Genomic DNA, 26,662 nt, shown 5'->3' with positions numbered 1-26,662 from the left:
GTGTGACTTCACTGCACTCGTAAAAAGTGCCGGGCAGTCGTACCTTCTTAATAGGCTTGCACTATACTTACCGGATGAGAGACGGGCGGGTCTTGCGGCACCCCTATTTGGGGAATCCGCATTTGAATCGCCTTATTCTGGCCACGGTTCGCGTGGTGCACTGGGGCCCTCAACCGGGCTGGTGAGTAACCGCCGCAGGAACGCGGCGAGAGACGGATGGCGATCATGACCGACGGACTGGATATTTTCGACGCCTTTGCGGAAAGCTATGAGCGGACCCGGCACGAGGAGATGAGTCTCCGCGATTACCTCCTCGCCGCGCGGGATGACATGATGCTCTACGCCTCCCCGGCCGAGCGCATGGTGAAAGCCATCGGCGAGCCGGAGATGATCGACACATCGAAGGATCCGCGGCTGTCCCGGATTTTCTTCAACCGCACCATCAAACAGTACAAAGCCTTTGAAGGCTTTTACGGCATGGAAGACACGATCGAACGGATCGTCGGCTACTTCCGCCATGCCGCCCAGGGCCTCGAGGAAAAGCGTCAGGTGCTCTACCTTCTCGGGCCGGTCGGCGGCGGCAAGTCCTCACTCGCTGAACGCCTCAAGGACCTGATGGAGCAGTTCCCGATCTACGTCCTGAAAGCCGGTGACCAGATCAGCCCCGTCTATGAAAGTCCGCTCGGCCTGTTCCAGACCGATGACCTCAAAAACCTGCTCGAAGAAAAATACGGCATCGAGAAACGCCGCCTGACCGGGATCATGAGCCCGTGGGCGACCAAGCGCCTCGACGAGTTCGGCGGGGACATCTCGAAATTCTCCGTGGTCAAACTCTGGCCGTCGAAACTCCGCCAGATCGCGATCTCAAAGACCGAGCCGGGTGATGAGAACAATCAGGATATCTCCGCCCTCGTCGGCAAGGTCGATATCCGCAAGCTCGAGCACTACTCACAGGACGACACGGACGCCTATTCCTATTCAGGTGGCCTCTGCATGTCGAACCAGGGGCTTCTCGAATTCGTCGAGATGTTCAAAGCCCCGATCAAAGTGCTCCACCCGCTGCTGACCGCAACGCAGGAAGGGAACTATGTCGGTACCGAAGCGCTCGGCCCGATCCCCTTCCAGGGCATCATTCTGGCGCACTCGAACGAAAGCGAATGGCAGCAGTTCCGGAACAACCGCTCGAACGAGGCCTTCCTTGACCGGATCTCCGTCATCAAGGTTCCCTACTGCCTGCGGCCAACCGAAGAGACCAAGATCTACGAAAAGCTGCTGGCGCATTCCGAGCTGTCGCAGGCTTCCTGCGCGCCAGAGACCCTGCCCATGCTGGCTCGTTTCTCGGTCCTCACGCGCCTGCGCGAGCACGAGAACTCAAACCTTTATTCCAAGATGCGGGTCTATGACGGCGAGAAGCTGAAAGACACCGATCCCAAGGCGAAGAGCCATCAGGAATATAAAGACGCCGCCGGCGTCGATGAGGGTATGGACGGTATCTCGACCCGCTTTGCCTTCAAGATCCTGTCCGAGACGTTCAACTTCGATACCGAAGAAGTCTCCGCCGATCCCGTGCACCTGATGTATGTGCTCGAGAATGCCATCAAGCGCGAGCAGTTCCCCGACGAGGTCGAGAAGCAATATCTCGAATTCATCAAGGGCGAGCTTTCCCCGCGCTATGCCGACTTCATCGGCAAGGAAATCCAGAAAGCCTATCTCGAAAGCTATGGCGAATACGGACAGAACCTGTTCGATCGCTATATCGCCTATGCCGATGCATGGATCGAGGATCAGGACTTCAAGGATCCGGATACCGGCCAGCTCCTCGACCGCAACACGCTCGATCAGGAACTCTCCAAGATCGAGAAACCGGCCGGCATCGCCAACCCGAAAGACTTCCGCAACGAGGTGGTCAAATTTGCCCTTCGCGCCCGTGCGGCGAATGAGGGCAAGAACCCCAAATGGACGTCTTACGAGAAGCTCCGTACCGTGATTGAAAAGCGGATGTTCACGCAAGTCGAAGACCTCCTCCCGGTCATCTCCTTTGACTCGAAGAAGGATTCAGAGACCGAGAAGAAGCATAATGACTTCGTCGCGCGCATGACCGACCGGGACTACACGCCCCGCCAGGTCCGCCGCCTCGTCGAGTGGTATATGCGGGTCAACAAGGCGGGGTGATCAAACCCACCAACACCTATTCAGTAAGGCGGTAAGGCAAAGCCTTGCCGCCTTTTTTGTTGCTGATTGCCGGTCGCGCGCTCCTCACCTCTCCCTTGGCAAAGGGAGAGGTCGAAGGCCGCGTCGGCGGGCTTAGGGTGAGGGTTTGCTGGAGCAGCGCACTGCCCTGAGAACCCCTCACCCTGTCCCTCTCCCCGTTCCCGGGGAGCGGGGACGACAGCCCAGACATCTGATATAAATGTGATCATGACTTCTACCCGCCGCGAAACCCTGATCCAGATGAGTGCCGTGACCGCATTACTCGGCACGCTGATCCATCCCGCTCAGGCCGCCACCCGCAGAGGGAGCGCCGCAAGGGAGCTTCCCGATTGGGTGCGGAAAACCGATGAACTGACCGCCTTTCTCCGGGCTGAGAGCCTCAGCGTTGCTGACTGGCGTACCGGCCTCGACCAGCTCTTCGCGCAAGTCTCCCTCGACGATATCCTTCGGGACACGGATTTTACCGCCAGGAGCGAAGCTGCCGGGTTTGCCGAGAAAGGCGTCGCCACAGCAAACATCAAATGGGATGACGGCACGAACCGCCGTCTCTCTTTTTTCTCGAAGATCTTCGCGATCGGCAAAGGCCGCGCGATCATTCCACATGGTCACGCCGGCATGGTTTCCGCCCATCTGCCACTGTCCGGGGCGATGCACCTCCGGCAATATGACCAGCTGGAGCGTAATGAGACGGCACTCCGTATCCGGCCTACCGTCGACAGGGAGGTCCGCCCCGGCGATCTTTCCTCAATCGGGATGGAGGCGGACAATATCCACTGGTTCGTTGCGACCGAGCCCGCCCATACGCTCGATACCATCGTCACAGGCGTTGATGAGAGCGCGGCCCAGGCCTTCGATATCTTCAATCTCGACATGGATGAAGCAAGCCGCGAGCCCAATGGCGATCTCATCGCCCCGCGCATGGGCGTGGCCGAAGCACTCGCCAAATATGGCTGAGGCGTAGTCTTAAACCAGCGCTGCCCGGACCATATTCTCCGCAGACGAATTTCCGGCACTGGGGCGAAGTTGCGTCTCCCTCTGAGCGTCATAGCGCTCCAGCATCGCCAGCAATTCCTCGCTCGCCTCGGTCGGATCGCCATGGGCACGGGCGAACTGGATCTGGGTCTTGATCGAGCCGATCAGGTCGAATTTCGTGGTGTAATCATTCGCCACAGCCTCTACGCCCACCGACTCGCGCAGATGCCTCATGAACCGCTCACCGCGAGTCTCCAGCATCATGATCATCTCAACATCGTCTGTGTGCCCGTTATCGCGCAGCTCATCGACGAGCTGGTCGATCTCGCGCGGGGAGATATTGTTAAGGTCGTATTTTGCGAAAATGTCCTCGACGCTCGGGCGGCCATCGGGCTCTGCCACGGCGAGCGCAAAGCGCCCGGCCTCGGTCTCGACCCGCTGGGGACCTGTGGCGACGGACGGAGACACAGGATGAGTGGCTGCGGATGTGATTTGCATCGCGCCATCCCAAGCCGATTTGGTTAGCAAGCGGTGAAGATTGGCGCCCATCTTCAAAACCCGCCTCGGCACTCTTACATCTATTGTGCCTATGCCCATCTGGACCCGACAACGCGCGCCCGAAGAGGTGCCCCCGGCCGAAGCCGCGGAAGACACGCCCGCCGAGGAGCGCTGGGAGATTTCCGCCCAGTGGAAACGCGCCTGGGCGGCGATCAAATGGACCGCTTACGGCGCGGCCATGCTCGCGGCCCTCGTCATCATCGGGCAGGTCTATCTTTTCGCCTCGATGTTTTTCGGCATCCATCCGCTGCTCGGCGGCATCTTCCTCGGTTTCGTCACCGTCGCCCTGGTCTGGTTCGTCCTCAGGCCCGCATGGCGGTTCCTCCGTATGCCCGCCGTTGCCGTGCCGCCCGATGTCGAGCTGGGCGATCCCGCCCTCACGCATCGCGACGTCGAGCACCGCACCCAGTATGATCTCAACTATCTCAAAAACATGCGCCGCAATCCGGCCCTCACCGAAGAGCATGAGGGGATTGATGCGGCGATCCTTGATCTGGAGAAGCTCCGTCAGGCGGAGAAACATATCGACCCGAAAGTCGCAGGTGAGGAGATCAACCGGTTCGAGCAGGAGCGGATCCTCCCTTTGCTGACGGGTCTCGACAAGAAGATCGACGCCTACATCCGAAAAGAAGCACTAGGCGTCGGCACCGCCACCGCCGTCAGCCTCAACGGCACCGTCGATGCCTTCATTGTGCTGTGGCGCAACGTCAATATGATCAGCCGTATCGGTAGGCTTTATTATGGCCGTCCCAGCCTGAGGCTCAGCTTCAAGATTATCGGCGATGTCGCCGCCTCTGTCGTCCTCAGCCGGGTGGCCGATGACCTCAGTGAGACAGCGGGCGATACGCTCCGTGGCGTGATGAACCGGTTGGGTGGCGTCGTCGCAGGTCCGCTGATGGATGGCTCCGTCAATGCGCTGATGACCATGAAGCTGGGTTATGCCGCGAAACGCCGCTGCCGCAGCTTTGATGTCTGGTCAAAACGAAAAGCCCTGCAGGTCGCAAGCGATGTCGTCGAGCAGGTCCGGCGCGACTCGGCCAGCCTGATCAGCGATCTGGTCAAAGCTTGCGGCGGGGTCACTGGCACCGCCATGGATGTCGCAGGCAAGGCCATGGCCGCACCGAAATCGGCATGGTCGATCGTCCAGAACACCGTCGGTAAGCGGATGCGCCCCAAGGAAAGCTCCGAGCCGTCCTGACCAACGGCAACATGGTAAACTGATCTTTACCCTGATGCCCCTCACGCTAGGCGGATAATTACGATTACGCATCTATCTTCCCCCTTCGGAACTGTCTTTCAGGGGTGGAACATGCTTCTCGTCGTCAATGCCAATGATGCTGCCAATGGCGTGATGCGCCTCACTCAGGCGGTCCTTCTTGTCCTCATCTTCATTGTCATGCCGCTGGCGGCCCTCGCCGCGCTTGGCGAAATCTGGACGCGCGGCAATCCGCTGATTCTGTTCGGCATTGCCGCTGCCGTTGCGCTCTTTTTTGACCGGCTCATCCGTAAACGGAAACAGAAAGTCCTATATGGTCTTTTTGCGGTAACGGCGTTGGCCAGCGGCATCGCCCATGGTCTGCAATTGCGTCACGAGTGGAACGATGCGCCAGAAGTTGGCTCACCTCGCACACTTGTCTGGGGCGAAGGCTATCAGGAGATGGCGCGCCAGCGCGAGCCCTATTCACGGACGATCAATATGCTTTCCCCGGCCCAGCGTGAGCTATACGAAATGCTGACTGTCTCGGAGAATACTTCGCCGCATAGTGATGAGCGCGAATTCCGGCGCATCCCCATGATCAATGGCGACTACATCACCTATGGTCGCTACTCATTCTCTCCCGGCGAATACCTTGATCAGTATGCGCAAGGCATCAAGGATGGGGATGCGGACTGGCTCGCTTTTACTGCCGTCTGCATGAAGCAGCGTGATTGCAGCAGCGAGGTTAGCAACGAACAAACGCTCCGCGAGATCCAAGGACGTTTCAATATCGATCTTGTTGCATCGTTCACCGACTATTTCGAAAGCGGCAAAAGCGATGCCAGCGCGATCTACGCCGTCAGCGGTTTCAGGGCGGCCTGCACCGCCGACCCGTTCTGCACGGATGTCATGAAACGGACCGGCATCAAGCTCAGCCAGCTCTCCGGCAGCGGCGCTTAGACCGCGGGTCCCTCAGCAGAACTGACTTGAATGACAGCGCCGTGAATGGTCTCCTCCTTATGAACGGGAGGAGCCAAACATGGCCTGGCTAATATCATTGATCACGCTCGGTGCGCTGCTTGCTGACGAGCCCGCGGACAAGACGCCGCCCGCAACTCCGCCGGTCCTTGCGGCCTTTAGCGACAGCCCCAAAGTGAAAACCCGAGCAGAGTGGGAAGCCCGCGTGCCCGCTTTGCGAGATGCCTTTGCCGACCAGATCTATGGCCGTCTTCCCGAAAGCCGCGAGCCGGTCCTGATCGACCATAAGGCCGTCAGCGCCGATGGCATCACGGGCGCGAGCGCTGCCGGAGAATTTATACTAGAAGACCCCACCCTCCACCGCCGCTTTTCGGTGGCTTATATCCTGCCAATGGGCGATGGTCCGTACCCGGCCATCATGCAGTTCAGCTTTTGCGGCAATCCGCTGGCACTGGGCGGTCGTGAAGCCTTCAGCGCGCCGTTCAACGGTGCACCAGACTTCTGCAGTCGGTTTGCGAACATGCCGCTCCCGGAAGGTGACGATCCCTTCCTCATCTCGATGCCGGTCGAGCGCCTCCTCGCCAAAGGCATGGCGGTTGTCAGCATTTATGCTGGCGACGTGATCCCTGACGACCGGGAAAAAGCCATTCCGCTTCTCGAAGACCTGTCGCCTGCGGATGATCCGGCTGTACGTCCCGGCGCAATCGCCGCCTGGGGGTGGGTCGCGAGCCTCGCCGTCACCCAGCTCGAAACGAACAGCCGGTTTGATCCGGACCGCATGGCGGTGATGGGCCATTCGCGGAACGGCAAGGCGGCCTTTGCCGCCATGCTGTTCGACCCGCGCATCGATCTTCTGTGGGCGCATCAGTCAGGGACAGGGGGCGCTACGCTCAACCGCTCTTATGAGGGGGAGTCAATCGAGAACATCACCGGCGGTTTCCCGCACTGGTTCGCGCCCGCCTATCGGGATTTTGCGGGCCTCGAAACGGAGCTGCCGATTGATCAGCATATGGCGCTTGGCACGATGGCACCGCGGCCGGTCCTGTTCGGCGGCGGCTGGGACGATCTCTGGGCCGGACCTATGGGTGCTTATCGAACCGCCGAAGGTGCCGATCCCGCCTATGAGCTTTACGGTCTCTCAGGTCTCGATCAGACGGACCCGGAGGAAATGAACGCCAACGCAGACATCGCGGTCTTCATCCGCGAGGGCACCCACGGCACGAAACTGTCGGACTGGGAGAATTTCATCGCCTTCGTATCCCAGCATTTCGGACTGGATGAGTAGCGTTACTCGCCGATCTGATCATCATGCCCGGACCGGGCCGAGTAGAAAGTCAACGCCATCAGCCCCACGGCCAGCGCAATCGTGAAACCGACCCCGAGAATGACCGCAAAGACGGCATGAAAGCCGCGCCCGAAAATCGGCAATTGCGTCACCGCCGCAAATACCAGCACAGCCGCCACAAGCAAGCCGCCAGCCCACAGGACGAACCGCCGGTTCGAAGTGTTGGCTGCACTGGGATCTAATTGCTGATCGTCATTCTCTTGCATGGATGGCACCAATCCTACGCGTTAGTTTCTGGATATGGGGAGGCTCCCTAGCCTGAACCAGTGCAATGGCGCAGTGCGGCAAAAAGGATGCAGAGATCAGCTTTCAGGAGCCATGGGGTATCCATCGAGAATTCGTTGCCCTATCCGGGTCGGCTGCCCAAATGAAAGTTGCCCCGATGCCTGCGACCGCCGCACCCCGCCGCCAGAACCCCTATCTGCAGGGAAGCCTTGTCCAGCTATTCCTCAAATCCGCCGCGCCGATCATCGCGGTGATGATGGTCAATGGTCTGCTCAACATCGTCGATGCCATTTTCCTCGGCCATTATGTCGGCGCCGATGCCCTCTCGGCGGTGACCATGGCCTTCCCGCTCTTCATGCTGTTGATCGCCCTTTCCTCGCTGGTCGGCAGCGGGTCGGCGAGCCTCATCGCCCGCGCGCTAGGTGCCGATGATGTTGAGCGCGCCAATTCGATTTTCGGGTCGGCTCAGCGCCTCAGCCTGATCATCAGCCTTGTGGTCCTTGCCCTCTATCTCCTGACCCGGACGAGTGTTCTCACCCTGCTCTCCGGCGGGAATGAGGATCTGGCGGCGATGGCGAGCACCTATATCACGCCGATCTATCTGGCGGCGCCGATGAATTTCATCCTGGCCCTGCAATATGACACCTTCCGGTCGGAGGGAAAGATCGGCCTGATGACCATGCTGTCGGCCGGGATCACCCTTCTCAATGTCGGGTTCAACTTTGTCCTTATCGTTGTTCTCGGCCTCGGCGTGCTTGGCTCCGCCCTTGGCACGATTGCGGCGCAGGGTGTGGCCTTTGCGATTATTGTCATCCTCCGCTTGCGGCATTTCTCCGATATCCGCGCGCTGCCCCACGCGCCCTTCCCCGACTGGGATCGCTGGCGGCGCATCCTTGCGCTCGGCCTGCCGGGTTCGCTCAACTTCCTAGGCGTCAGCCTGATGGCGGGGATCATCGTTTATTCGATCCAAGCCTTTGCAGGCGAGGAGTACGCACTGACAGTGGCCGCTTACGGTATCATCCAGCGGATCATGACCTTTGCCTTCTTCCCGATCCTCGGCCTGTCGCTCGCCGCGCAGGCGATTGTCGGCAACAATTATGGCGCCGGGGCCTATCATCGTTCCAATCAGGCGCTTGTCGTCGCCCTCGGTCTTGCCGTCGGTTTTGCGATTGTGATCGAGGCGGTCTTCATCCTCGGCGCAGGGCTCTTGGCGCGCATGTTCGTCGGTGATGAGACAGTCATCGCCGAAGTTGAACGCATCCTGCCGATCATGGTCATGCTGTTCGTGATTTTTGCGAGCAATACGATCCTTGCAGGCTATTTTCAGGCGCTCGGCGATGCGGGGCGCGCGGCCCTGTTCGGGCTGTCGCAGGTCTATCTTTTCACGATCCCCCTCACCCTCATCCTGCCACGGATCATCGGGGAGTGGGGCATCTGGATCGCCAGTCCCATCGCGCAAGCGTCAATGGCGGTGCTGGTATCCGTCACGCTGTTCCTGACATGGCGTAAGACCGGCCGGCCTTACGGAGTTTTCGTGAAGGAAGGGACGCCACCGCCTCAACCCGGGATGTAGGACAGGATGGGGCTCAGCCATTTCTCGGCGCGGCTGAGCTCCCAGCCTTTGCGGGCGGCATAATCTTCAACCTGATCGCGGCTGATTTTCCCCGTACCAAAATAAACCGATTTCGGATGCGCGAAATAGAGCCCCGAGACCGCCGCGCCCGGCTGCATCGCATAGCTTTCAGTCAGTGAGATGCCGCATTTCTCTTCTGCCTCTAAAAGCGAGAAGAGGACTTCCTTTTCCGTATGGTCCGGTTGCGCTGGATATCCCGCCGCCGGGCGGATGCCCTGATAATCCTCCGCAATCAGCTCCTCCGGCGTCAGTGTCTCATCTGCGGCATAGCCCCAGATCTCGCGCCGGACTTTCTCATGCAGATATTCCGCGAAGGCTTCGGCCAGCCGGTCAGCCAGGGCTGAGGCCATGATCGAGCTGTAGTTGTCGTTCTTCTTATTGAAGCGCGCGACGATCTCGTCCTCGCCATGCCCGGCGGTGACAGCAAAGCCGCCGATCCAGTCCGCCTCGCCTTCGGGCAGGATGAAATCGGACAGAGCGTAATTGGGCTGGCCTTCACGCTTTTTGATCTGCTGGCGGAGAGAATGAAAGACTGCGCGCTCCTCGCTCCGTGTTTCATCCGTCCACACAACAATGTCATCGCCGCGCCGATTGGCCGGCCACAACCCGACAACGCCGTGCGCCGTGTACCACCCCTCTTCGACGAGCTGCACCAGCATTTCCTGCGCATCATTGTAAAGGCTGGTTGCCGCCTCGCCGACCTTGTCATCCTCAAGGATCGCCGGGAATCGTCCGTGCAGATCCCAGCTCTGGAAAAACGGCGACCAGTCGATATAGGGGACAAGCTCTTTGAGCGGCAGGTCATTGATCTCGGTCAGGCCCGTCTGTTTCGGCGCAGGCGGCGTCCAGCCCGCATGATCCGAGAAAGGCGTCTTACGCGCATCAGCAATGGAGATGCGGTCATCTTGTTTCTGACGGCCAAGGAATTTCTCGCGCACATTATCATATTCACCGGCGATCCCGGCCAAATAATCTGTCCGGCGCTCGGTGGAGATCAGATTACTGACGACCCCGACAGCCCGGCTTGCATCGGTGACATAGACGACGCCCTTGTCATAGCTAGGGGCGATTTTCACTGCCGTATGCGCAATCGAGGTCGTCGCCCCACCGATCAGCAGCGGTTGGTCCATACTGAGCCGCTTCATCTCGCTTGCTACATTGACCATTTCATCCAGGCTCGGCGTGATGAGGCCCGAGAGCCCGATGACATCGACTTTTTCCTCGCGCGCTTTGGCAAGAATGTCATTGGCAGGCACCATGACGCCCATATCGATGACTTCATAGTTGTTACACTGAAGAACGACGCCGACAATGTTCTTGCCGATATCATGGACATCGCCCTTGACCGTCGCGAGCAGCACTTTGCCATTGGCCTTGGGTGCTGAATCCTCGCCCGACAGGCGCTTCTCCTCCTCCATGAAGGGGGTGAGATAGGCAACCGCCTGTTTCATGACGCGGGCGGATTTGACAACCTGCGGCAGGAACATCTTGCCGTCACCAAAGAGGTCCCCGACGACATTCATGCCGTCCATCAACGGACCTTCGATGACATGAAGCGGACGACCGAGTGCAATGCGGGCTTCTTCCGTATCTTCTTCAATATACGCCGTAATACCCTTGACGAGGGCGTGGCGGATGCGTTCTTCGACTGGCGCCTCGCGCCAGGTCAGATCCTCCTCACGCGCTTTGGCGCCCTGTCCGCGATAGCGTTCGGCAACCTCCAGCAGGCGCTCAGTCGCATCGTCACGGCGGTTGAGGATCACGTCCTCAACCGGATCGCGCAGCTCCGCCGGGATATCATCATAGATCGCAAGCTGACCAGCATTGACGATCCCCATATCCATCCCGGCACGGATGGCATGATAGAGAAAGACCGAATGCATCGCCTCGCGCACGGCATCATTGCCGCGAAAAGAGAAGGAGATATTCGAGACGCCGCCCGACACCCGCGCGCCGGGCAGGGTTTCCTTGATGGCCTGCGTCGCGTTGATGAAATCATTGGCGTAATTATTGTGTTCCTCAATCCCCGTCGCCACCGCAAAAATATTAGGATCAAAGATGATGTCCTCGGGCGGAAAGCCGTTCTCGACAAGGAGGTTATAACTGCGTGTACAGATTTCAATCTTGCGGTCCGCCGCATCGGCCTGCCCATCCTCATCAAACGCCATGACCACGACCGCCGCGCCATAGCGGCGGCAAAGCCCGGCATGATACAGGAAGGCGTCTTCGCCTTCTTTAAGCGAGATCGAATTGACGATGGCCTTGCCCTGTACCTGTTTGAGGCCCGCCTCGATCACTTCCCATTTGGAGCTGTCGATCATCACCGGCACGCGGGCGATATCAGGCTCGGAGGCAATCAGCCGCAGGAAGGTCACCATGGCCTCGGCACCGTCGAGCATGCCTTCGTCCATATTGACGTCGATCACCTGCGCGCCGTTTTCGACCTGCTGGCGCGCGACATCGACGGCGGTGGCATAGTCACCAGCCTTGATCAGCTTCCGGAATTTCGCGGAGCCCGTGACATTCGTCCGTTCGCCGATATTGACGAAGGTCGGGACCATCTTCGCTTCTGACATCACGCCGCCTCGGTAACGGCAGGCGTCAGGCCCATCATCCGGCAGGTGGCGAGCGTCAGCTCCGCGCGGTTGAGCGTGTAGAAATGAAACTGGTCGATACCGCGTTTCTGCAGGTCAACGCATTGCTCAGCAGCAATCGTCGCGGCGACCAACTGGCGCTGGGCCGGGTCATCATCGAGATCATCGAACAGCGCATGCAGACGTTTCGGCAGGCTCGCCCCGCACAGGGACGACATCCGGCAGAGTGATTTAAAATTCGAAATCGGCATGATGCCGGGCACGATCGGAATGTCGATGCCCGCCTTGCGGACCCGCTCGACATATCGTTCGTAGACATCATTGTCATAGAAGAACTGGGTGATCGCCCGCGTCGCCCCGGCATCGACCTTGGCTTTCAGATAATCGATATCCGCCTCGACGGATGCACTTTCAGGGTGCTTTTCGGGGTAGCAGCCAACGGAAATCTCAAAATCGGCGATGCCTTTTGCGCCCACCGTCAGCTCCGCCGCATTCGCATAGCCGCCCGGTGTCGGCACATATGTCTCGCCCACACCGGCGGGCGGATCACCGCGCAGCGCCACGATATGCCGGACACCCACCGCCCAATAGTCGCGCAAAACATCATCGACCGTGTCTTTTGTGGCTTCAACCGTGGTGAGGTGAGCGGCAACGGAAAGCTCCGTCTCCGACACAATCCGCTCAACTGTCTTGTGCGTTCGCTCCCGAGTCGAGCCGCCCGCACCATAAGTCACGGAGACGAATGTCGGCTTCAACGGCGCCAGCTTGCCAACAGAGGTCCAGAGGGTCTCCCCCATTTTATCCGTCTTCGGCGGAAAGAATTCAAAACTGACTTTAACTGGCGGCATGCGGCACCTGATGGGTGGAATGTGAGGAAGCAAAAGGTTGCGAGGATTTTTGCGGTGACAGGCACCAGACGCGGGTGACAAGACCACCTTCGCGAGGCGGCTCCAACCGCCGGTCGCCGATCAGATGAAGCCCATTTCTCCGGGCCCAGCCTTCGATTTCGCTGTCCTCAAACCCCAGGCGGCGATGCGCATGTGTCTCGCGCAGGTCTTCATGGGTATGCGGTGCAAAATCAGCGATCAGGATGCGGCCCGTCGGCGTCACGGCTTCTGCTGCCGCCTTGATCGCCTGCTCCGGCGCGGTGAGGTAGTGCAGGACATGATGCAGGCAGATAATATCCGCGCCGTCCTGCAAAGGATCTTCCATGAAATCGCCGCGCCGCACCTGCGCGTGGGCAAGTCCCGCCTCCATCACGCGCGAGCGGGCAATCGCCAGCATTTCGGGCGAGAGGTCATAGCCGATGCCCTGCTCATAATGATCCGCAAACAGCATCAGCATCCGGCCCGTGCCGGTGCCAAGATCGAGGAAGGTCTCCCCCGGCCCGCCGGACAGCTCGAGCAGCGCCTCTTCCACCTTCTCATCTGCGATATGAAGGGCACGGAGGGCTTCCCAATGGGAGGCCTGCGCGGCGAAATAATCCGCCGCCTGTTTGGCGCGCCGTTCACGGATGCGCGCAAATGCCGTCATGTCTTCGGGCAGAGCTTCGGTATCGCCTTCCGCCAGCAGATCGGCGAGCGGCCCAAGCGTCAGCGGCGCGGCCAGCCGGTAGAAAACCCACGCGCCTTCATGAAAACGTTCGACGAGCCCTGAATCGGCCAGCACCTTTAAATGCCGGCTGACTCGCGGCTGGCTCTGGTCCAGAATCTCGGTGAGCTCGGTGACCGTCAGCTCACTCTCGCGCAGAAGCAGAAGGATACGCAGCCGCGTCTGTTCTCCCGCTGCGCGGAGCTGGCCGAGGATATGGTCAAAACCGGTCACGGAACTGGCTGTCCTTCCAGATGAATGCGCAGATGAAACCGACCGCATATAAAGAAATCTTTATGCGAGAATGGATATAAAGAAATCTTTATGTGGTCAATCACTTTCGCCGCGATGACGCATTGCCAGCCCTCGGCCTGCACGGCAGAAAGGCGCCCATGAAGCGCCTTCTCCTTATCATCCCGCTCGGCCTGTTTGTCATCGTGGCCCTGTTCGCCGTTCGCGGGCTCAGCCTTGACCAGCAGAATCTGCCCTCTGTACTGATCGACAAGCCCGCGCCTGATCTAGAGCTGGCGGATATGCCGGGGCTCGGTAATGCCTTTACGACTGAAGAGCTCAAAGGCCAGGTCACACTGGTCAACATTTTCGGCTCCTGGTGCCCGTCCTGCCGGTTGGAGCACAGCCTGCTCATGCAGATCGGCGCCGAAGATGAAGTCCCGCTTTACGGCATCAACTGGATCGATACGCCCGAACGCGGCGCGGACTGGCTGGCCCAATGGGGCAACCCCTATGACAAGGTCGGCAATGACGCGGCGGGGCGGAATATCATCCAGTTCGGTGTCACCGCGGCGCCCGAGACATTTCTGATCGATCAGGAAGGGCGTATCCGATATCGCCATGCCGGCCCCCTGACCCCTGATTTCTGGGAGAAAACCCTGCGCCCGATGGTGCTGGAGCTCCAGAAAAGAGACAGGCCAGAAAGTTAACCCGCAGGTTTTAACGGCTTTTCACGGCCAGCCCGTTTCGCTTGGGGAAAAGGTCCGGTAGAAGGCCGAAAAGAAACAGGGCGGAACTCCACCGCCGCAGGCAGATCAGGATATGTCCATGAGGTTAGTTGGATGCGTATGCGCCGCCGTCCTGGCGGGGATTTGCGGGATGGCCCAGGCCGCCGCACAGCCGGTCGGCGAGCGTGTGGCAGCGGTCGTCAATGATGATCCGATTTCGACCTTCGACATCCGCCAGCGCATGCGGCTGATGATGGTCACGCAAGGCATTCCCGAACTGCCCCCCGAGGCCATTCCGCAATTCCAGCAACAAGCCCTTCGCGAACTCGTCGAAGAGCGCCTGAAACTGCAGGAAGCCGAGCGCTGGGATCTGCAAATTCCGGATGAGGCTGTGCAGGAAGAGCTCGCCAACATGGCAGCACAAGGCGGCGGCACGATCGAGGATCTGACCCGCGACCTCAGCTCACAAGGCGTCGACGTCAGCACGCTGGCGGAACGCATCCGCGCGGACCTCGCCTGGGAACAGCTCGTGCGCGGACGGTTCGGCAGCCGTGTCTCCGTCACCGACGACGAAGTCGAGAGCACGATGGAGGATCTCCTCGCCACCGTAACGGCGGACCAATATCTCATCTCCGAAATCTGCCTGCCTGTCTCTCAGGCGTCAGAGCAGGAGCAGATGTATAATATCGGCATGCAGATGATCGAGCAGATGCGCCGCGGGGCCCCTTTCCGCGCGCTGGCCCAGCAATATTCCGCCTGCCCCTCTGCCGCTCGCGGCGGTGACATTGGCTGGGTCGTTGCAAATGATCTGGACCCCGACCTTGCCGCTGTTGTCACCCGTCTTGGCGAAGGCAATATCTCGCGGCCGATCCCGCAGACCGGCATGCTGAAAATGATTGCCGTGCGCCAGCACCGTCCAGCCACACAAGCCGGTGAGCCGGGCTACATGGTCGCCTATGCGGGCGCGCCGGCCACGATGGACCGCGCTGAAGTCGAAAAGGGCATGGCGAACCTTGCGCGCACCAATGCCTGCAATGGCGATGAGTTGAGCATCGATCTGGGTTCCGGGATCGGTGTCACCGCCCTGCCGATGCTGCGCGAAAGCGATTACGAATCCGTCTTTCATGATGTCCTTGCCAATCTTGAAGAGGGCAAAGTCTCAGACATCATCGAAAGCGAAGGCGCCTATCACCGCATCCTGATGTGTGAGCGGGACGCAGGCTATGGTCTGCCGCCACGTGCCGCAGTCGAGAACCAGCTTCGCGCCGAAGAGCTCGAGCTGCTCTCGCGCCGTTACCTGCGCGATGTCGAGCGGGACAGCGCCGTCGAGATGCGGCTTTCCCAGCAAGACGATGAGTCAGGCAGCTAAGGTTTGACGACGGACACGGAGGATCGCCTTCCCCTCGCCGTCTCCATGGGCGAACCAGGCGGGGTGGGCACCGAGATCCTGCTCAAGGCGTGGAAGCATTTCTCCGAAATGCCGCCCGGTCAGGGGCCTACCTTTTTCCTGATCGATGACCCCATGCGGGTCGAGCGCGTTGCCCGCGCCTTCAATGCCGATATCCCGATTGCGACCTTGAGCGACCCGTCGCGCGCGCAAGAGCTGTTCCCCTCTGCCCTGCCCGTCATGGCGCTTCCCGAAGATACGCTTGGGCTCCTGAAAGACTGCGAGTTTGGCAAAGCGTTGCCAGCCTCCGCGCCGGCAGTGGTCGCCAGTATCGACCGCGCCGTCGAACTTATCAGCGAAGGGGCGGGGGGCGGGCTCGTCACCCTGCCGATCCAGAAAGAAGCCCTAGCCGATGCAGGGTTCGCCCATCCGGGGCACACCGAATATCTCGAGAAACTGACCGCCAAGACCGACATGCCCAAAGGCGTCGAGCGTGGCGCGGTGATGATCCTTACCGCCGGGCCGTTTCGTGTCGTGCCGATGACCGTGCATGTCTCGCTCGCCGAAGTCCCTGCGCTGATCACCAAGGAACGGATTTTCCGTACAGGCCTCATCCTCGCGCAGGCGCTGGTCCGTGATTACGGCATCCCCAACCCGCGCATCGCGGTCGCAGGCCTCAACCCCCATGCGGGCGAAGGCGGCAAGCTTGGCAAGGAAGAGCAGGAGACCATTCTGCCCGCCATCAGCATGCTTCGCGAACGCGGCATTGACGCGATCGGCCCCTTCCCCGCCGACACCATGTTTCATGAGGAGGCGCGGACGAAATATTCCGCCGCGCTCTGCATGTACCACGATCAGGCACTGATCCCGATGAAGACCGCGGCCTTCTATGCCGCTGTCAACACGACCCTCGGCCTGCCGATTGTTCGCACCTCGCCCGATCACGGCACGGGGCTCGACATCGCCGGAAAAGGCCACGCCCGGCCCGACAGCCTGATCAATGCGATTTATTCCGCCGACCGGATGGTCATGGCGCGCAACGCGTTCCAGCATCAGACGAATGGCTGACCTTCCGCCCCTCAAAGAGACGATTGCCGCGCATGGCCTTGCCGCAAAGAAAGGGCTGGGCCAGCACTTCCTGCTCGATCTCAACCTCACACGGAAGATCGCGGGGCTCACAGAAGCGGGTGCGGACGATACCGTGCTGGAGGTCGGCCCCGGCCCTGGCGGGCTGACCCGCGCGTTGCTCGAAACAGGCGCCGCTGTCATCGCGGTTGAGCGTGACGCAAGGGTGATCCCGGTCATGGAAGAGCTGGGCGCCGCCCATCCGGGCCAGCTCACCACCATCGAGACCGATGCCCTCGCCTATGACGAGACCGAAATCGCGCCCATGGGCAGCATCATTGCGTCGAACCTGCCTTATAATATCTCTACGGAGCTTCTGGTGAAGTGGTTGACTGCCTCACCGCGCTGGTGGACGCGCATGGTGCTGATGTTCCAGCGCGAGGTCGGGGACCGCATCCTCGCTGCGCCGGGCTCGAAAACCTATGGCCGCCTGTCGGTGATCGCGCAGGCAGCGAGCCGCCCCCGGCTCGGCTTTCATCTGCCCGCCCGCGCTTTCACGCCGCCGCCGAAAGTTGATTCATCTGTCCTCGTCTTTGAGACATGCGAGATCGACCCGGCGCTGGTCCGGTCCTTAGAGAAAGTGACCGCCGCCGCCTTCGGCCAGCGCCGCAAGATGCTGCGCTCGACCCTGAAACCTGTCTTTGGCGAGCGGCTCGGCGAGGTGCTTGAGGACCTCGGCATTGCGGAAACCGCCCGCGCCGAAACCCTCTCGGTGGATCAGTTCCTTTCTCTGGCGGCACGCGCCTGATGCTCTCCTACCAGCACGCCTTTCACGCCGGAAACCCGGCGGATTTGCACAAACACATTGTCTTTGCCGAACTCCTCTCTTTGCTGACGAAAAAGGACCGCGGCATCACGGTGATGGAGACCCATTCGGGCCGCGGGCTCTATGACCTCACCTCCGCCGAGGCGCAAAAGACCGGCGAGGCCGCCGATGGCGTAGGCAAGCTGTCTCTTGATCTGGACACGCCCTATGGCGCGGCTATCCGTGCGATCCGCGCGCGGCATGGCGAGACTGCGTATCCCGGCTCCCCGCTGATCGCGAGCCATTTCCTGCGCCCGCAGGACCGCCAGCTTCTGATGGAGCTGCATCCCGCGGAAGGCCCCGCCCTCAAACACAATATGAAAGGGACGATAGCGGAGATTCACCAGCGCGACGGCTATGAGGGCGTCCTCGCCATCGCGCCGCCCACCCCGCGCAAGGGGCTGGTCCTGATCGACCCTTCCTATGAAGTGAAAACCGAATATGATCAGGTTGCAGATTTTGTCCCCAAGCTGACGAAGAAATGGCCCGAAGCCTCAATCCTGATCTGGTATCCGATCCTAGCCGCCGGTCGGCATGAAGGCATGATCGAGACGCTCGCACCTCTCTCTTCAGTTCGGCACGAGGTCCGCTTCCATTACAAAGAAGGCAAAGGGATGCTCGGCTCCGGCCTCATCCTCGTGAACCCGCCTTTTGGCAGCGAGGCCTGTTTCGAGGCCGCGCTGACGCAGGCGGGAATCATACTGAAAAAATAAGGCACTTCCCCCGCAATGCGGGGGAAGAGAAGATTACTCCACCCCGAGCTTTGCTTTCAGGATCTCGTTGACGGCCTGCGGGTTCGCCTTGCCGCCAGTTTCTTTCATCACCTGACCGACAAACCAGCCGAGGGTCTTGGGCTTGTCTTTGACCTTCGCAACCTGATCCGGGTTCGCCGCAATCACGGCATCGACGGCGGCTTCGATTGCGCCCGTATCGGTCACCTGTTTAAGGCCGCGCTTCTCGACGATCTCACCCGGATTGCCGCCTTCTTCGAACATGATCTCGAAGACCTGCTTGGCGATCTTGCCGGAGATGGTGTTGTCCTCGATCAAGCCCAGCATCTCGTTAAGCTGTGCCGCGCTGACCGGGCTCTGTGAAATTTCAAGCCCTTCCTTGTTCAGCACCCCGAAGAGTTCCGTTGTCACCCAGTTGGCGGCGAGCTTGCCATCTCGCCCCTTGGCGACGTCCTCAAAATACTCCGCCTTCTCACGATCCGCGGCCAGCACCGCCGCATCGTAAGGCGAGAGGCCATAATCATTGATGAAGCGGTGCTTTTTCTGATCGGGCAACTCGGGCAGGGACGCCTTGATCTCCTCGATCATCGCATCGTCAAGCTCGAGCGGCAGCAGGTCGGGATCAGGGAAATAGCGGTAGTCATGCGCATCCTCTTTGGAACGCATGGTCCGGGTCTCGCCCGTCTTCACGTCAAAGAGCCGTGTTTCCTGATCAATCTCGCCGCCGGCCTCGAGCACCTCGATCTGGCGGCGCGCTTCATAATCGATGACCTGACGGACATAGCGGATGGAGTTGACGTTCTTGGTTTCCGTCCGTGTGCCGAGGTGACTGAAGTCGCCGGTCTCCATGAATTTCTCATAGCTGCCCGCGCGGCAGACCGAGACGTTGACGTCCGCCCGCATGGAGCCCTGCTCCATATTGCCGTCACAGGTGCCAAGATAGCGCACGATGGTCCGCAGCTTGGAGAAATAGGCCGCGCCCTCCTCCGCCGTCCGCATATGCGGCTTGGAGACGATTTCCATCAGCGCAACGCCGGAGCGGTTGAGGTCAACATAGCTTTCGCGCGGCGCAAGGTCGTGGATCGACTTGCCGGCATCTTGCTCAAGGTGGAGCCGTTCGATCCCGACAATGATGGTCTCCCCATCGGAAAGCTCGACCTCGATCTCGCCTTCGCCGACGACAGGGTCTTTATATTGTGAGATCTGATAGCCCTGCGGAAGATCCGGGTAGAAATAGTTCTTGCGGTCAAAGCGCGACCATTTGTTGATCTTCGCATTGAGGCCAAGGCCGGTCTTCACCGCCTGTTCGACGCAGAACCGGTTGATGACGGGCAGCATGCCGGGCATGGCCGCATCGACGAGGCTGACATTCTCATTCGGCCCGGCGCCATATTCTGCGGACGAGCCGGAGAACAGCTTGGCCTTGGACGAGACCTGCGCATGCACCTCAAGGCCGATCACGACTTCCCAGTCGCCGGTTTCGCCTTGCAGAACTTTACGGGGTTCGGACATGTTCGTTCTTTCTCGTAATCTTTACCAGCTGCCGGTGTTTTCCATCGTCGCCCAGGGCTCAGCGGGCGGCAGGTTGTCGCCTTCCTGCAGGAGCTCGATGGAAATACCGTCGGGCGTCTTCACGAAGGCCATATGACCGTCCCGGGGCGGACGGTTGATCGTCACGCCTGCATCGGCCAGCCGCTGGCAGGTGTCATAGATATTCTCAACCCGGTAGGCGAGGTGGCCGAAATTCCGGCCGCCCGCATATTCTTCCGGATCCCAATTATAGGTGAGTTCGACCAGCGGCGCCTTGTTTTCCTTGGCCAGCTCCCGGTCTTCGGGCGCGACAAGAAACACCAGCGTGAAGCGGCCTTTCTCGCTCTCCATACGGCTGAATTCCTCCAGCCCGAGAAGATTGAAGAACCCGATCGTCGCATCGAGATCGGAGACACGGATCATCGTGTGAAGGTAACGCATCGGCTCCTCCTTAACTCCACCATTCGCCCGGACGGGCGGTAAAGCCCGCCGCATCCTCGAGCGCTTTTGCGCCGCGGAAGACGGTTTCCTCATCAAACGGCCGGCCGATGAGCTGCAGCCCCAGCGGCAATTGTTGGGCGTCGAGCCCTGCGGGCACCGAAATCCCCGGCAGGCCGGCAAGGTTTGCCGTCACGGTGAAGATGTCGTTGAGATACATCGAAATCGGATCAGCAGTTTTCTCACCAAGTCCAAATGCCGCCGACGGCGTGGAGGGCGTGAGCAAGAGATCAACGCCGTTCAGAACGCCCATCATCTCGTCAAAGATCTTCTTTCTGACCTTCTGTGCCCGGATATAATAAGCATCATAATAGCCTGCCGAGAGCACATAGGTGCCGATCAGGATGCGTCGCTGGACTTCGGCACCGAAGCCTGCGGCCCGGGTCTTTGAATACATCTCGTGGATGTTGTCGTCCTCGACGCGCAGGCCGTATTTGACACCGTCATAGCGCGCAAGGTTCGAGGACGCCTCGGCGGGCGCCACGATATAATAGACCGGCAAGGCGTATTTGGTCATCGGCAGGGAGACATCGACGATCTCCGCGCCCGCATCTTTCAGCCACTCGATCCCCTGCTGCCACAGGGCTTCGATCTCCACCGGCATCCCGTCAATGCGGTATTCCTTCGGCACACCGATTTTCAGGCCTTTGACACCCTGATCGAGCACAGCCTCATAATCCGGGACCGGACAGTCAATCGAGGTGGAATCCTTGGCGTCGTGTCCGGCCATGGATTTGAGCATGATCGCGGCATCGCGCACATCGCGGGTGATCGGCCCCGCCTGATCGAGCGAGGAGGCGAATGCCACAATGCCCCAGCGAGAACAACGGCCATAGGTCGGCTTGATGCCGACCGTACCCGTGACAGACGCAGGCTGACGGATCGAGCCGCCCGTATCGGTCGCGGTCGCGCCAGCGCAAAGACGCGCAGAAACGGCCGCGGAAGAACCGCCCGACGAGCCGCCGGGGGTCAGCTTGGCTTCATCGCCTTCGCGCCGCCACGGGTTCACGACAGGCCCGAAATAGCTCGTCTCATTCGAGGAGCCCATGGCGAATTCATCAAGGTTCAGCTTGCCCAGCATCACCGCGCCATCGTCGAAAAGGTTCTGCGAAACCGTGCTCTCATAGGTCGGCGTGAAGCCATCAAGAATGTGGCTGCCGGCCTGCGTCGTCACACCCTTGGTGCAGAAAAGATCCTTGATGCCCAAGGGAATGCCTTCGAGCGGGCGAGCATCGCCGCGCGCGATACGGGCGTCTGAATCTTCGGCCTGCTTGCGGGCAATATCATCCGTGATGCGCACAAAGGCGTTGAGGGGCCCTGCCTGCCCGGCACGCTCAAGATAGGCGTCGGTCACTTCGCGAGCAGAGAATTCCTTCTTGCCGAGCCCGTCACGCAGGCCCGCAAGGGTGAGGTCAGTCAGCTTGCTCATTCCACCACCTTCGGCACGACAAAGAAGTGATCTTCCGTCTTCGGCGCATTTGCGACGACTTCCTCGGGGCGTCCGCCGCCGGTCTGGTCTTCGGCAAGCACATCCTCACGCATCGGCAGCGAAACCTCGACGGTGGAGGCCATGGCCTCAACGCCGTCGACATCGACTTCCTGCAACTGCTCGATCCAGTCGAGGATCGAGGACAATTCCTTTGTCATCGGCTCGACGCGGTCATCGGCAAGGCGAATGCGCGCGAGATTGGCGACTTTCAAGACGGTATCCCGGTCAATGCTCATTGGGGCGAAGCAACTCCTTCGAGGTGAAGAGCCGCGCCCTACCAGCGGCGCTCAAAGCCGTCCAGCGGCGAGGCCCTCAAGCGCTGTCTGCGGGCCGCCTGAATAATTGGCCGTCAGAAACATATAGGCCGAGCGGGTAAAGTCCGGCCCGAAAGTCTCCCGCGCCCAGGGGCCGAGCCCCGCGGGTTGCCGCACCGCCTTCGCATAGGAGCGGTGAAGGACATCCGGCCGCGCATTCACCCGTTCGGACGCCGCAATCCAGAGTAACGCGCCGCAGGCATAACTTGCCTCCCGGTCGCCGGCCTCGATCTGCGGCAGCAGCGGCCCGCGACGAAGCGCGGCCTCGCAGGATTGCTCAAATCCCAATCGGGCAAGCCGGACATCCGCAGCGGTCCAGAGCTTTGCGTCGATCAGAAGGTCGAGCGCGCGCGCCTCGGCATAGCCCTCATGCAAGACGGCCAGCTCATAGGCGGAATCATAACGCTGTTTCTGGGCTAGATGAGCAATCTCATGGGCGAGGTTCTGGCGCAGGAGGTGCCGCGCCTTGTCGCTGCCGGCCTGCCAGCCATCGCCGATCAGCTCAATGCGGATACGGCCTGCCTGCTCCTCCAGCGAAGTGTGGGCGATCAGGGAGAGCTGGCCATGCGGCACGGTCGCGACATTCACGCGCGCCACGTCCGGCTCGTCGGCCTCAATCGTCGTAAAAGGCACCTGCCCCACCGAAAGCTGAAGGCTGCCGTCAAAGGAAGAGACAGCGAGCAAGGCATCGCCATCGGCCTGCCATGCCTCTTTGGTCCATGCGGGCACGTCCTGCCCGCCAATGCCCGGTTCATCAGGGACAATCTCGACCGGCGACGCCGCCATTGCCAAGAGCGCCAGCAGAGACCAGACGACAGCCATGGATGATCCTTTCCTCAATGCAGCCGCGAAGTTCCCGCCTGGGGCACTGCTCGGCCTCGATCTTGGCACCAAGACCATCGGCATTGCGGTCTCAAACCCGGAGCGAAGTCTGGCGACCCCCGTCACCGTGATCAAGCGGACAAAATTCGGCGCCGACGCGGCTGAATTGCTGCACTTGGCGCAAGAGCGCAATGTTGTCGGCCTCGTCCTCGGCCTGCCCTATAATATGGATGGCTCGGAGGGCCCCCGCGCCCAGTCGACACGCACCTTTGCCCTAAACATGAAGAAAAAGACCGACCTGCCCATCGCGTTCTGGGATGAGCGGCTGTCGACGGCAGCGGTCGAGGACAAGCTGATCGCCATCGGGATGCGCCGGGACAAACGCGCCGCGACCATCGATGCCCATGCCGCGACACATATTCTGCAAGGGGCTCTGGACCGTTTGGCCGCCGCACGGCAAAGCGGCGACTCATGAGTTTGCGCCATCTCACCGACATCCGCTCCATGCCCGAGGACGCCTTTCTGGCGGTCCTCAACCGCTCCCTCGTCATGCGAGACATGATGGATCGGGGAAGCTGGCCCGCCCCGGCCCTCGCGACACGGCTTCAGGCCAATATTTTCTATGAGACCTCGACCCGGACGCTGATGTCTTTTGACATCGCGGCCAAGCGGCTGGGCGCCCTCACCGTGACGCTGCCGATTGCGGCGTCTTCCGTACAGAAGGGCGAGAGCCTCGAAGACACGGTTTTGACCCTCGGGGCACAAGGGACCGATTACCTCGTCCTGCGCGCAACCGAGCCCGAGACGATCAATCGGGCGGTCGCCGCCATCGAAGGGGACGGTTTTCCAACCTCCGTCATCAATGCCGGCGAAGGGGCCCTTGGGCATCCAACCCAAGGCCTGCTTGATGTCTCATCGATCCTGTTGTCGCTGGGTCGCCGTGCTGAAGACGGGCTGGAGGACATCACTGTCGCGATCTGCGGCGATGTCCGGCATTCGCGCGTTGCCGCCTCGGCAATCTCCGCTCTCTCGCGTCTGGGCGCAACCATCCGGCTTGGCGGGCCGCCTGATCTTCTGCCCGAGGAGAAACCCGAAGGCGTTTCCAGCATGGTTCATGACATCGCAGAGGTCGTCGAAGGCGTCGATTTTGCGATGACCCTGCGTCTGCAGGTCGAGCGCATGACCGAAGCGCTTTCTCTGAATACGGAAGAATATCACGCCGCCTACGCCCTGACCCATGACCGCATGTCGGCAGCCAAGCCCGGCTATCGCGTCATGCATCCGGGGCCGATGAACCGCAATGTCGAGATCACCGAGGAGCTAGCCGATGACCCCGACCGCTCCCTGATCCGCAGTCAGGTCCGCCAGGGGGTCGCCCTGCGCATGGCCCTTCTTGAACATATCGAACGGGGCAAGACCCGATGAGCCTTCTCGTTTTCGTATTCTCCTATCTTCTGGGCGCCGTGCCCTTCGGCCTCGTCCTGACCCGGACGGCAGGGCTGGGCGATATCCGCAAGATCGGCTCTGGCAATATCGGCGCAACCAATGTGCTCCGTACCGGGCGCAAGGATCTGGCGCTGGCCACGCTCATCCTTGATTCAGGCAAAGGCGCGATTGCGGTTCTCCTTGTCGGGATCGCAACCATCGCGCGGCAGGACCGTGAGGTCCTGATGGCGATTGCGGCGGGTGCGGCCTTTCTCGGCCATTGCTTCCCGGTCTATCTGGGTTTTAAGGGCGGCAAGGGCGTTGCGACCTTCCTTGGCACCACGCTCGCGCTCGGTTTCACGGTCGGGCTGATTGCCTGCGGCATCTGGCTGGCAACCGCCGCCCTCAGCCGTATCTCCTCGCTCTCCGCGCTGGTCGCTGCCGCGATCACGCCCTTCCTGTTCCTCGTGAATGGCCAATGGGCCTTTTTTGGCGCGGCACTGTTCATGAGTGCCCTCATCTTCTTCCGCCACCGAGCGAATATCGAGCGCATCATGGCCGGCACCGAGCCGCGAATAGGGCAAGGCAAAAAGGCCGACTCAGGCTCTACTGACGGCGCTTGGACAGCCTCCATCTCGGCAACGGCCACGCCGCCGGAAGATGACGCAGAGGCACAAGATGACGGCATGAATCCCCCCAAGAGGGATTAATACAGATATATTGTGCTAATTTTAGCGCAATTGACGCGACAATTCGCCAAAACTGGAAATTTCTCTTGCGGGCACTCGAATCTGCCAGCAGTCTCTGCACAACGGCTGCGGCTTCCTGCTGCAGCGCAGCAAATCCGACAGGGGTATGACGAATGAAGGCCAAAGACGTCCTTAAGAAAATCAAGGATGAAGACATCCGCTATGTTGACCTGAGGTTCACTGATCCGCGCGGGAAATGGCAGCACGTCACATTCGACCGGTCCATGGTGGACGAGGATCTGTTCGAAGACGGCACCATGTTCGATGGCTCCTCCATCGCCGGGTGGAAAGCCATCAATGAAAGCGACATGATCCTGATGCCCGACCCGTCAACGGCGGTCATCGATCCGTTCTTCGCCCAGCCGACGCTGATCCTGATCTGCGACATTCTCGAGCCGTCGACAGGCCAGCCCTATTCGCGCGACCCGCGCACGACAGCCAAGGCCGCCGAAGCCTATATGAAATCGCTAGGCATCGGCGATACGGCCTATTTCGGTCCGGAAGCGGAATTCTTCGTCTTTGACGATGTCCGTTTTGCGACCGACCAGAACCATATGGGCTTTGCCATCGATTCGAATGAAGGCCCGTATAATTCGGACCGCGATTTTGAAGGCGGCAACCTTGCGCACCGGCCGCGCGCCAAGGGCGGCTACTTCCCCGTCCCGCCGGTCGACTCTTGCCAGGACCTCCGTACCGAGATGCTTTCTTACATGTCGGATATGGGTCTGCGCCCTGAGAAGCATCACCACGAAGTGGCCCCTAGCCAGCATGAGCTGGGCATGATGTTCTCGACCCTGCTCAAAATGGGCGACCAGATGCAGATGTACAAATATGTCGTCCATCAGGTCGCGCACGCCTTTGGCAAGACCGCGACCTTCATGCCGAAACCGGTCTATAACGACAACGGTTCGGGCATGCACGTTCACCAGTCGATCTTCAAAGGCGACACGCCGGTCTTCGCCGGTGATCGGTATGCGGATCTCTCCGAGACCTGCCTGCACTATATTGGCGGCATCATCAAACACGCCCGCGCGATCAACGCCTTCTCGAACTCTTCGACCAACAGCTACAAGCGTCTGGTCCCGGGCTTCGAAGCGCCGATCATGCTGGCCTATTCGGCTCGTAACCGGTCTGCCTCGATCCGTATTCCGTGGGTGTCCTCACCGAAAGCCAAGCGCATCGAGACCCGTTTCCCGGATGCCGCCGGTAACCCGTATCTGACCTTCTCGGCCCTTCTGATGGCCGGCCTCGATGGTATCGAGAACAAGATCGATCCGGGCGATGCGATGGACAAAGACCTTTACGACCTGCCGCCTGAAGAGCAGCAGGGCCTGCCGACGGTCTGCGCCTCACTCGACGAAGCACTGGCCGCGCTCGATGCTGACCGCGACTTCCTCAAGAAAGGCAATGTCTTCTCGGATGATCAGATCGACGCCTATATCGAGCTGAAGAAATCAGAAGTCGTCCGCTACAACACGACGCCGCACCCTGTCGAATTCGACATGTATTACAGCGTCTAAGGAC

Annotated in this window: 24 protein-coding genes and 1 pseudogene; 15 read left to right on the top strand and 10 right to left on the bottom strand. The window is 60.4% G+C overall.

Going from position 1 to position 26,662, the window contains the following annotated elements:
- The first annotated feature begins 225 nt into the window (after positions 1-225).
- Positions 226-2,172 carry a PrkA family serine protein kinase gene (locus tag DX908_RS10970; protein WP_116393072.1) on the top strand — a complete coding sequence of 649 codons (1,947 nt, stop codon included), beginning with the start codon at positions 226-228 and terminating at the stop codon, positions 2,170-2,172.
- A 246-nt stretch (positions 2,173-2,418) separates the two neighbouring features.
- Entirely contained in the window at positions 2,419-3,165 is a 747-nt protein-coding gene (locus DX908_RS10965; protein ID WP_116392375.1) for a hypothetical protein, read from the top strand.
- Between the two features lie 9 nt (positions 3,166-3,174).
- Here the strand turns inward: DX908_RS10965 and DX908_RS10960 are convergent, their stop codons facing one another.
- Positions 3,175-3,681, bottom strand: a complete 507-nt coding sequence (locus tag DX908_RS10960) for a hypothetical protein (RefSeq protein ID WP_147303777.1) — start codon at positions 3,679-3,681, stop codon at positions 3,175-3,177.
- A gap of 91 nt (positions 3,682-3,772) precedes the next feature.
- Between DX908_RS10960 and DX908_RS10955 the strand changes: the two genes are divergently transcribed.
- The 3 genes from DX908_RS10955 to DX908_RS10945 all read left to right on the top strand — a co-directional run bounded on the left by DX908_RS10955 (position 3,773) and on the right by DX908_RS10945 (position 7,202).
- Entirely contained in the window at positions 3,773-4,939 is a 1,167-nt protein-coding gene (locus DX908_RS10955) for a YcjF family protein (protein WP_116392373.1), read from the top strand.
- A gap of 111 nt (positions 4,940-5,050) precedes the next feature.
- The gene (locus tag DX908_RS10950) at positions 5,051-5,899 is read left to right on the top strand and encodes a hypothetical protein (protein ID WP_116392372.1); all 849 of its coding nucleotides are present in this window, start codon (positions 5,051-5,053) and stop codon (positions 5,897-5,899) included.
- Positions 5,900-5,978: 79 nt separating this feature from the next.
- A complete protein-coding gene (locus DX908_RS10945) occupies positions 5,979-7,202 on the top strand; it encodes a glucuronyl esterase domain-containing protein (protein ID WP_116392371.1) in 1,224 nt (407 codons plus the stop codon).
- A gap of 2 nt (positions 7,203-7,204) precedes the next feature.
- On the opposite strand, the gene DX908_RS10940 is transcribed toward DX908_RS10945, so the two are convergent.
- Positions 7,205-7,468 (bottom strand): hypothetical protein, encoded by a 264-nt coding sequence (locus tag DX908_RS10940; RefSeq protein ID WP_199564684.1) that lies wholly within the window; start codon positions 7,466-7,468, stop codon positions 7,205-7,207.
- 176 nt (positions 7,469-7,644) lie between these two features.
- On the opposite strand from DX908_RS10940, the gene DX908_RS10935 reads away from it, so the two are divergent.
- Entirely contained in the window at positions 7,645-9,060 is a 1,416-nt protein-coding gene (locus tag DX908_RS10935) for an MATE family efflux transporter (RefSeq protein WP_158548687.1), read from the top strand.
- Here the strand turns inward: DX908_RS10935 and metH are convergent.
- Genes metH through DX908_RS10920 form a run of 3 tightly spaced genes read right to left on the bottom strand, consistent with a single transcriptional unit; the run spans position 9,045 to position 13,538 of the window.
- Complete coding sequence (gene metH / locus DX908_RS10930) at positions 9,045-11,699, bottom strand: methionine synthase (RefSeq protein ID WP_369122904.1); 2,655 nt, start codon at positions 11,697-11,699, stop codon at positions 9,045-9,047. The two genes, DX908_RS10935 and metH, sit on opposite strands and share 16 nt — an antisense overlap.
- Positions 11,696-12,562 carry a methylenetetrahydrofolate reductase [NAD(P)H] gene (gene metF / locus DX908_RS10925; RefSeq protein ID WP_116392369.1) on the bottom strand — a complete coding sequence of 289 codons (867 nt, stop codon included), beginning with the start codon at positions 12,560-12,562 and terminating at the stop codon, positions 11,696-11,698. Before metF ends, metH begins: the two co-directional genes overlap by 4 nt.
- On the bottom strand, positions 12,549-13,538 hold the full coding sequence (locus DX908_RS10920) for an ArsR/SmtB family transcription factor (RefSeq protein WP_199564683.1): 990 nt from the start codon (positions 13,536-13,538) through the stop codon (positions 12,549-12,551). The genes metF and DX908_RS10920 overlap by 14 nt, the downstream gene beginning before the upstream one ends.
- A gap of 158 nt (positions 13,539-13,696) precedes the next feature.
- Between DX908_RS10920 and DX908_RS10915 the strand changes: the two genes are divergently transcribed.
- The 5 genes from DX908_RS10915 (at position 13,697) to rlmJ (ending at position 18,293) form a co-directional block, all read left to right on the top strand.
- The gene (locus tag DX908_RS10915) at positions 13,697-14,245 is read left to right on the top strand and encodes a DsbE family thiol:disulfide interchange protein (protein WP_147303776.1); all 549 of its coding nucleotides are present in this window, start codon (positions 13,697-13,699) and stop codon (positions 14,243-14,245) included.
- 112 nt (positions 14,246-14,357) lie between these two features.
- Positions 14,358-15,632 carry a peptidylprolyl isomerase gene (locus DX908_RS10910; protein WP_116392366.1) on the top strand — a complete coding sequence of 425 codons (1,275 nt, stop codon included), beginning with the start codon at positions 14,358-14,360 and terminating at the stop codon, positions 15,630-15,632.
- Between the two features lie 3 nt (positions 15,633-15,635).
- The gene (pdxA, locus tag DX908_RS10905; protein WP_233508677.1) at positions 15,636-16,718 is read left to right on the top strand and encodes a 4-hydroxythreonine-4-phosphate dehydrogenase PdxA; all 1,083 of its coding nucleotides are present in this window, start codon (positions 15,636-15,638) and stop codon (positions 16,716-16,718) included.
- Positions 16,711-17,523 (top strand): 16S rRNA (adenine(1518)-N(6)/adenine(1519)-N(6))-dimethyltransferase RsmA, encoded by an 813-nt coding sequence (gene rsmA, locus DX908_RS10900; RefSeq protein WP_116392364.1) that lies wholly within the window; start codon positions 16,711-16,713, stop codon positions 17,521-17,523. The genes pdxA and rsmA overlap by 8 nt, the downstream gene beginning before the upstream one ends.
- Before the next feature lie 44 nt (positions 17,524-17,567).
- Entirely contained in the window at positions 17,568-18,293 is a 726-nt protein-coding gene (rlmJ, locus tag DX908_RS10895; RefSeq protein WP_199564682.1) for a 23S rRNA (adenine(2030)-N(6))-methyltransferase RlmJ, read from the top strand.
- A 33-nt stretch (positions 18,294-18,326) separates the two neighbouring features.
- On the opposite strand, the gene gatB is transcribed toward rlmJ, so the two are convergent.
- From gatB to DX908_RS10870, 5 genes are read right to left on the bottom strand one after another with little or no spacing between them, the layout of a single operon-like run.
- The gene (gene gatB, locus DX908_RS10890; RefSeq protein ID WP_116392362.1) at positions 18,327-19,823 is read right to left on the bottom strand and encodes an Asp-tRNA(Asn)/Glu-tRNA(Gln) amidotransferase subunit GatB; all 1,497 of its coding nucleotides are present in this window, start codon (positions 19,821-19,823) and stop codon (positions 18,327-18,329) included.
- Positions 19,824-19,844: 21 nt separating this feature from the next.
- A complete protein-coding gene (locus tag DX908_RS10885) occupies positions 19,845-20,282 on the bottom strand; it encodes a VOC family protein (RefSeq protein ID WP_116392361.1) in 438 nt (145 codons plus the stop codon).
- A gap of 10 nt (positions 20,283-20,292) precedes the next feature.
- Positions 20,293-21,768 carry an Asp-tRNA(Asn)/Glu-tRNA(Gln) amidotransferase subunit GatA gene (gene gatA / locus DX908_RS10880; protein WP_116392360.1) on the bottom strand — a complete coding sequence of 492 codons (1,476 nt, stop codon included), beginning with the start codon at positions 21,766-21,768 and terminating at the stop codon, positions 20,293-20,295.
- Entirely contained in the window at positions 21,765-22,064 is a 300-nt protein-coding gene (gatC, locus tag DX908_RS10875) for an Asp-tRNA(Asn)/Glu-tRNA(Gln) amidotransferase subunit GatC (RefSeq protein ID WP_116392359.1), read from the bottom strand. The genes gatA and gatC overlap by 4 nt, the downstream gene beginning before the upstream one ends.
- 51 nt (positions 22,065-22,115) lie before the next feature.
- A complete protein-coding gene (locus DX908_RS10870; RefSeq protein ID WP_116392358.1) occupies positions 22,116-22,964 on the bottom strand; it encodes a hypothetical protein in 849 nt (282 codons plus the stop codon).
- Here DX908_RS10870 and ruvX point away from each other — a divergent pair.
- The 4 genes and pseudogenes from ruvX to glnA all read left to right on the top strand — a co-directional run bounded on the left by ruvX (position 22,963) and on the right by glnA (position 26,658).
- Complete coding sequence (ruvX, locus tag DX908_RS10865; protein ID WP_116392357.1) at positions 22,963-23,439, top strand: Holliday junction resolvase RuvX; 477 nt, start codon at positions 22,963-22,965, stop codon at positions 23,437-23,439. The genes DX908_RS10870 and ruvX overlap by 2 nt on opposite strands.
- Positions 23,436-24,389 carry an aspartate carbamoyltransferase catalytic subunit gene (locus DX908_RS10860; RefSeq protein WP_116392356.1) on the top strand — a complete coding sequence of 318 codons (954 nt, stop codon included), beginning with the start codon at positions 23,436-23,438 and terminating at the stop codon, positions 24,387-24,389. Before ruvX ends, DX908_RS10860 begins: the two co-directional genes overlap by 4 nt.
- Positions 24,386-24,973: pseudogene (plsY, locus tag DX908_RS10855) on the top strand (glycerol-3-phosphate 1-O-acyltransferase PlsY); the annotation flags it as partial. The gene DX908_RS10860 and the pseudogene plsY, both read left to right, overlap by 4 nt.
- A 278-nt stretch (positions 24,974-25,251) precedes the next feature.
- Positions 25,252-26,658: a type I glutamate--ammonia ligase gene (glnA, locus tag DX908_RS10850; RefSeq protein WP_116392354.1), complete on the top strand. Its 1,407-nt coding sequence runs from the start codon at positions 25,252-25,254 to the stop codon at positions 26,656-26,658.
- Positions 26,659-26,662 lie beyond the last annotated feature (4 nt).

This window comes from Parvularcula marina, assembly GCF_003399445.1.
Lineage (GTDB): Bacteria > Pseudomonadota > Alphaproteobacteria > Caulobacterales > Parvularculaceae > Parvularcula > Parvularcula marina.
The sequence above is the reverse complement of the archived record's forward strand: the minus strand, read 5'-3'. Positions and strand labels throughout refer to the sequence as shown.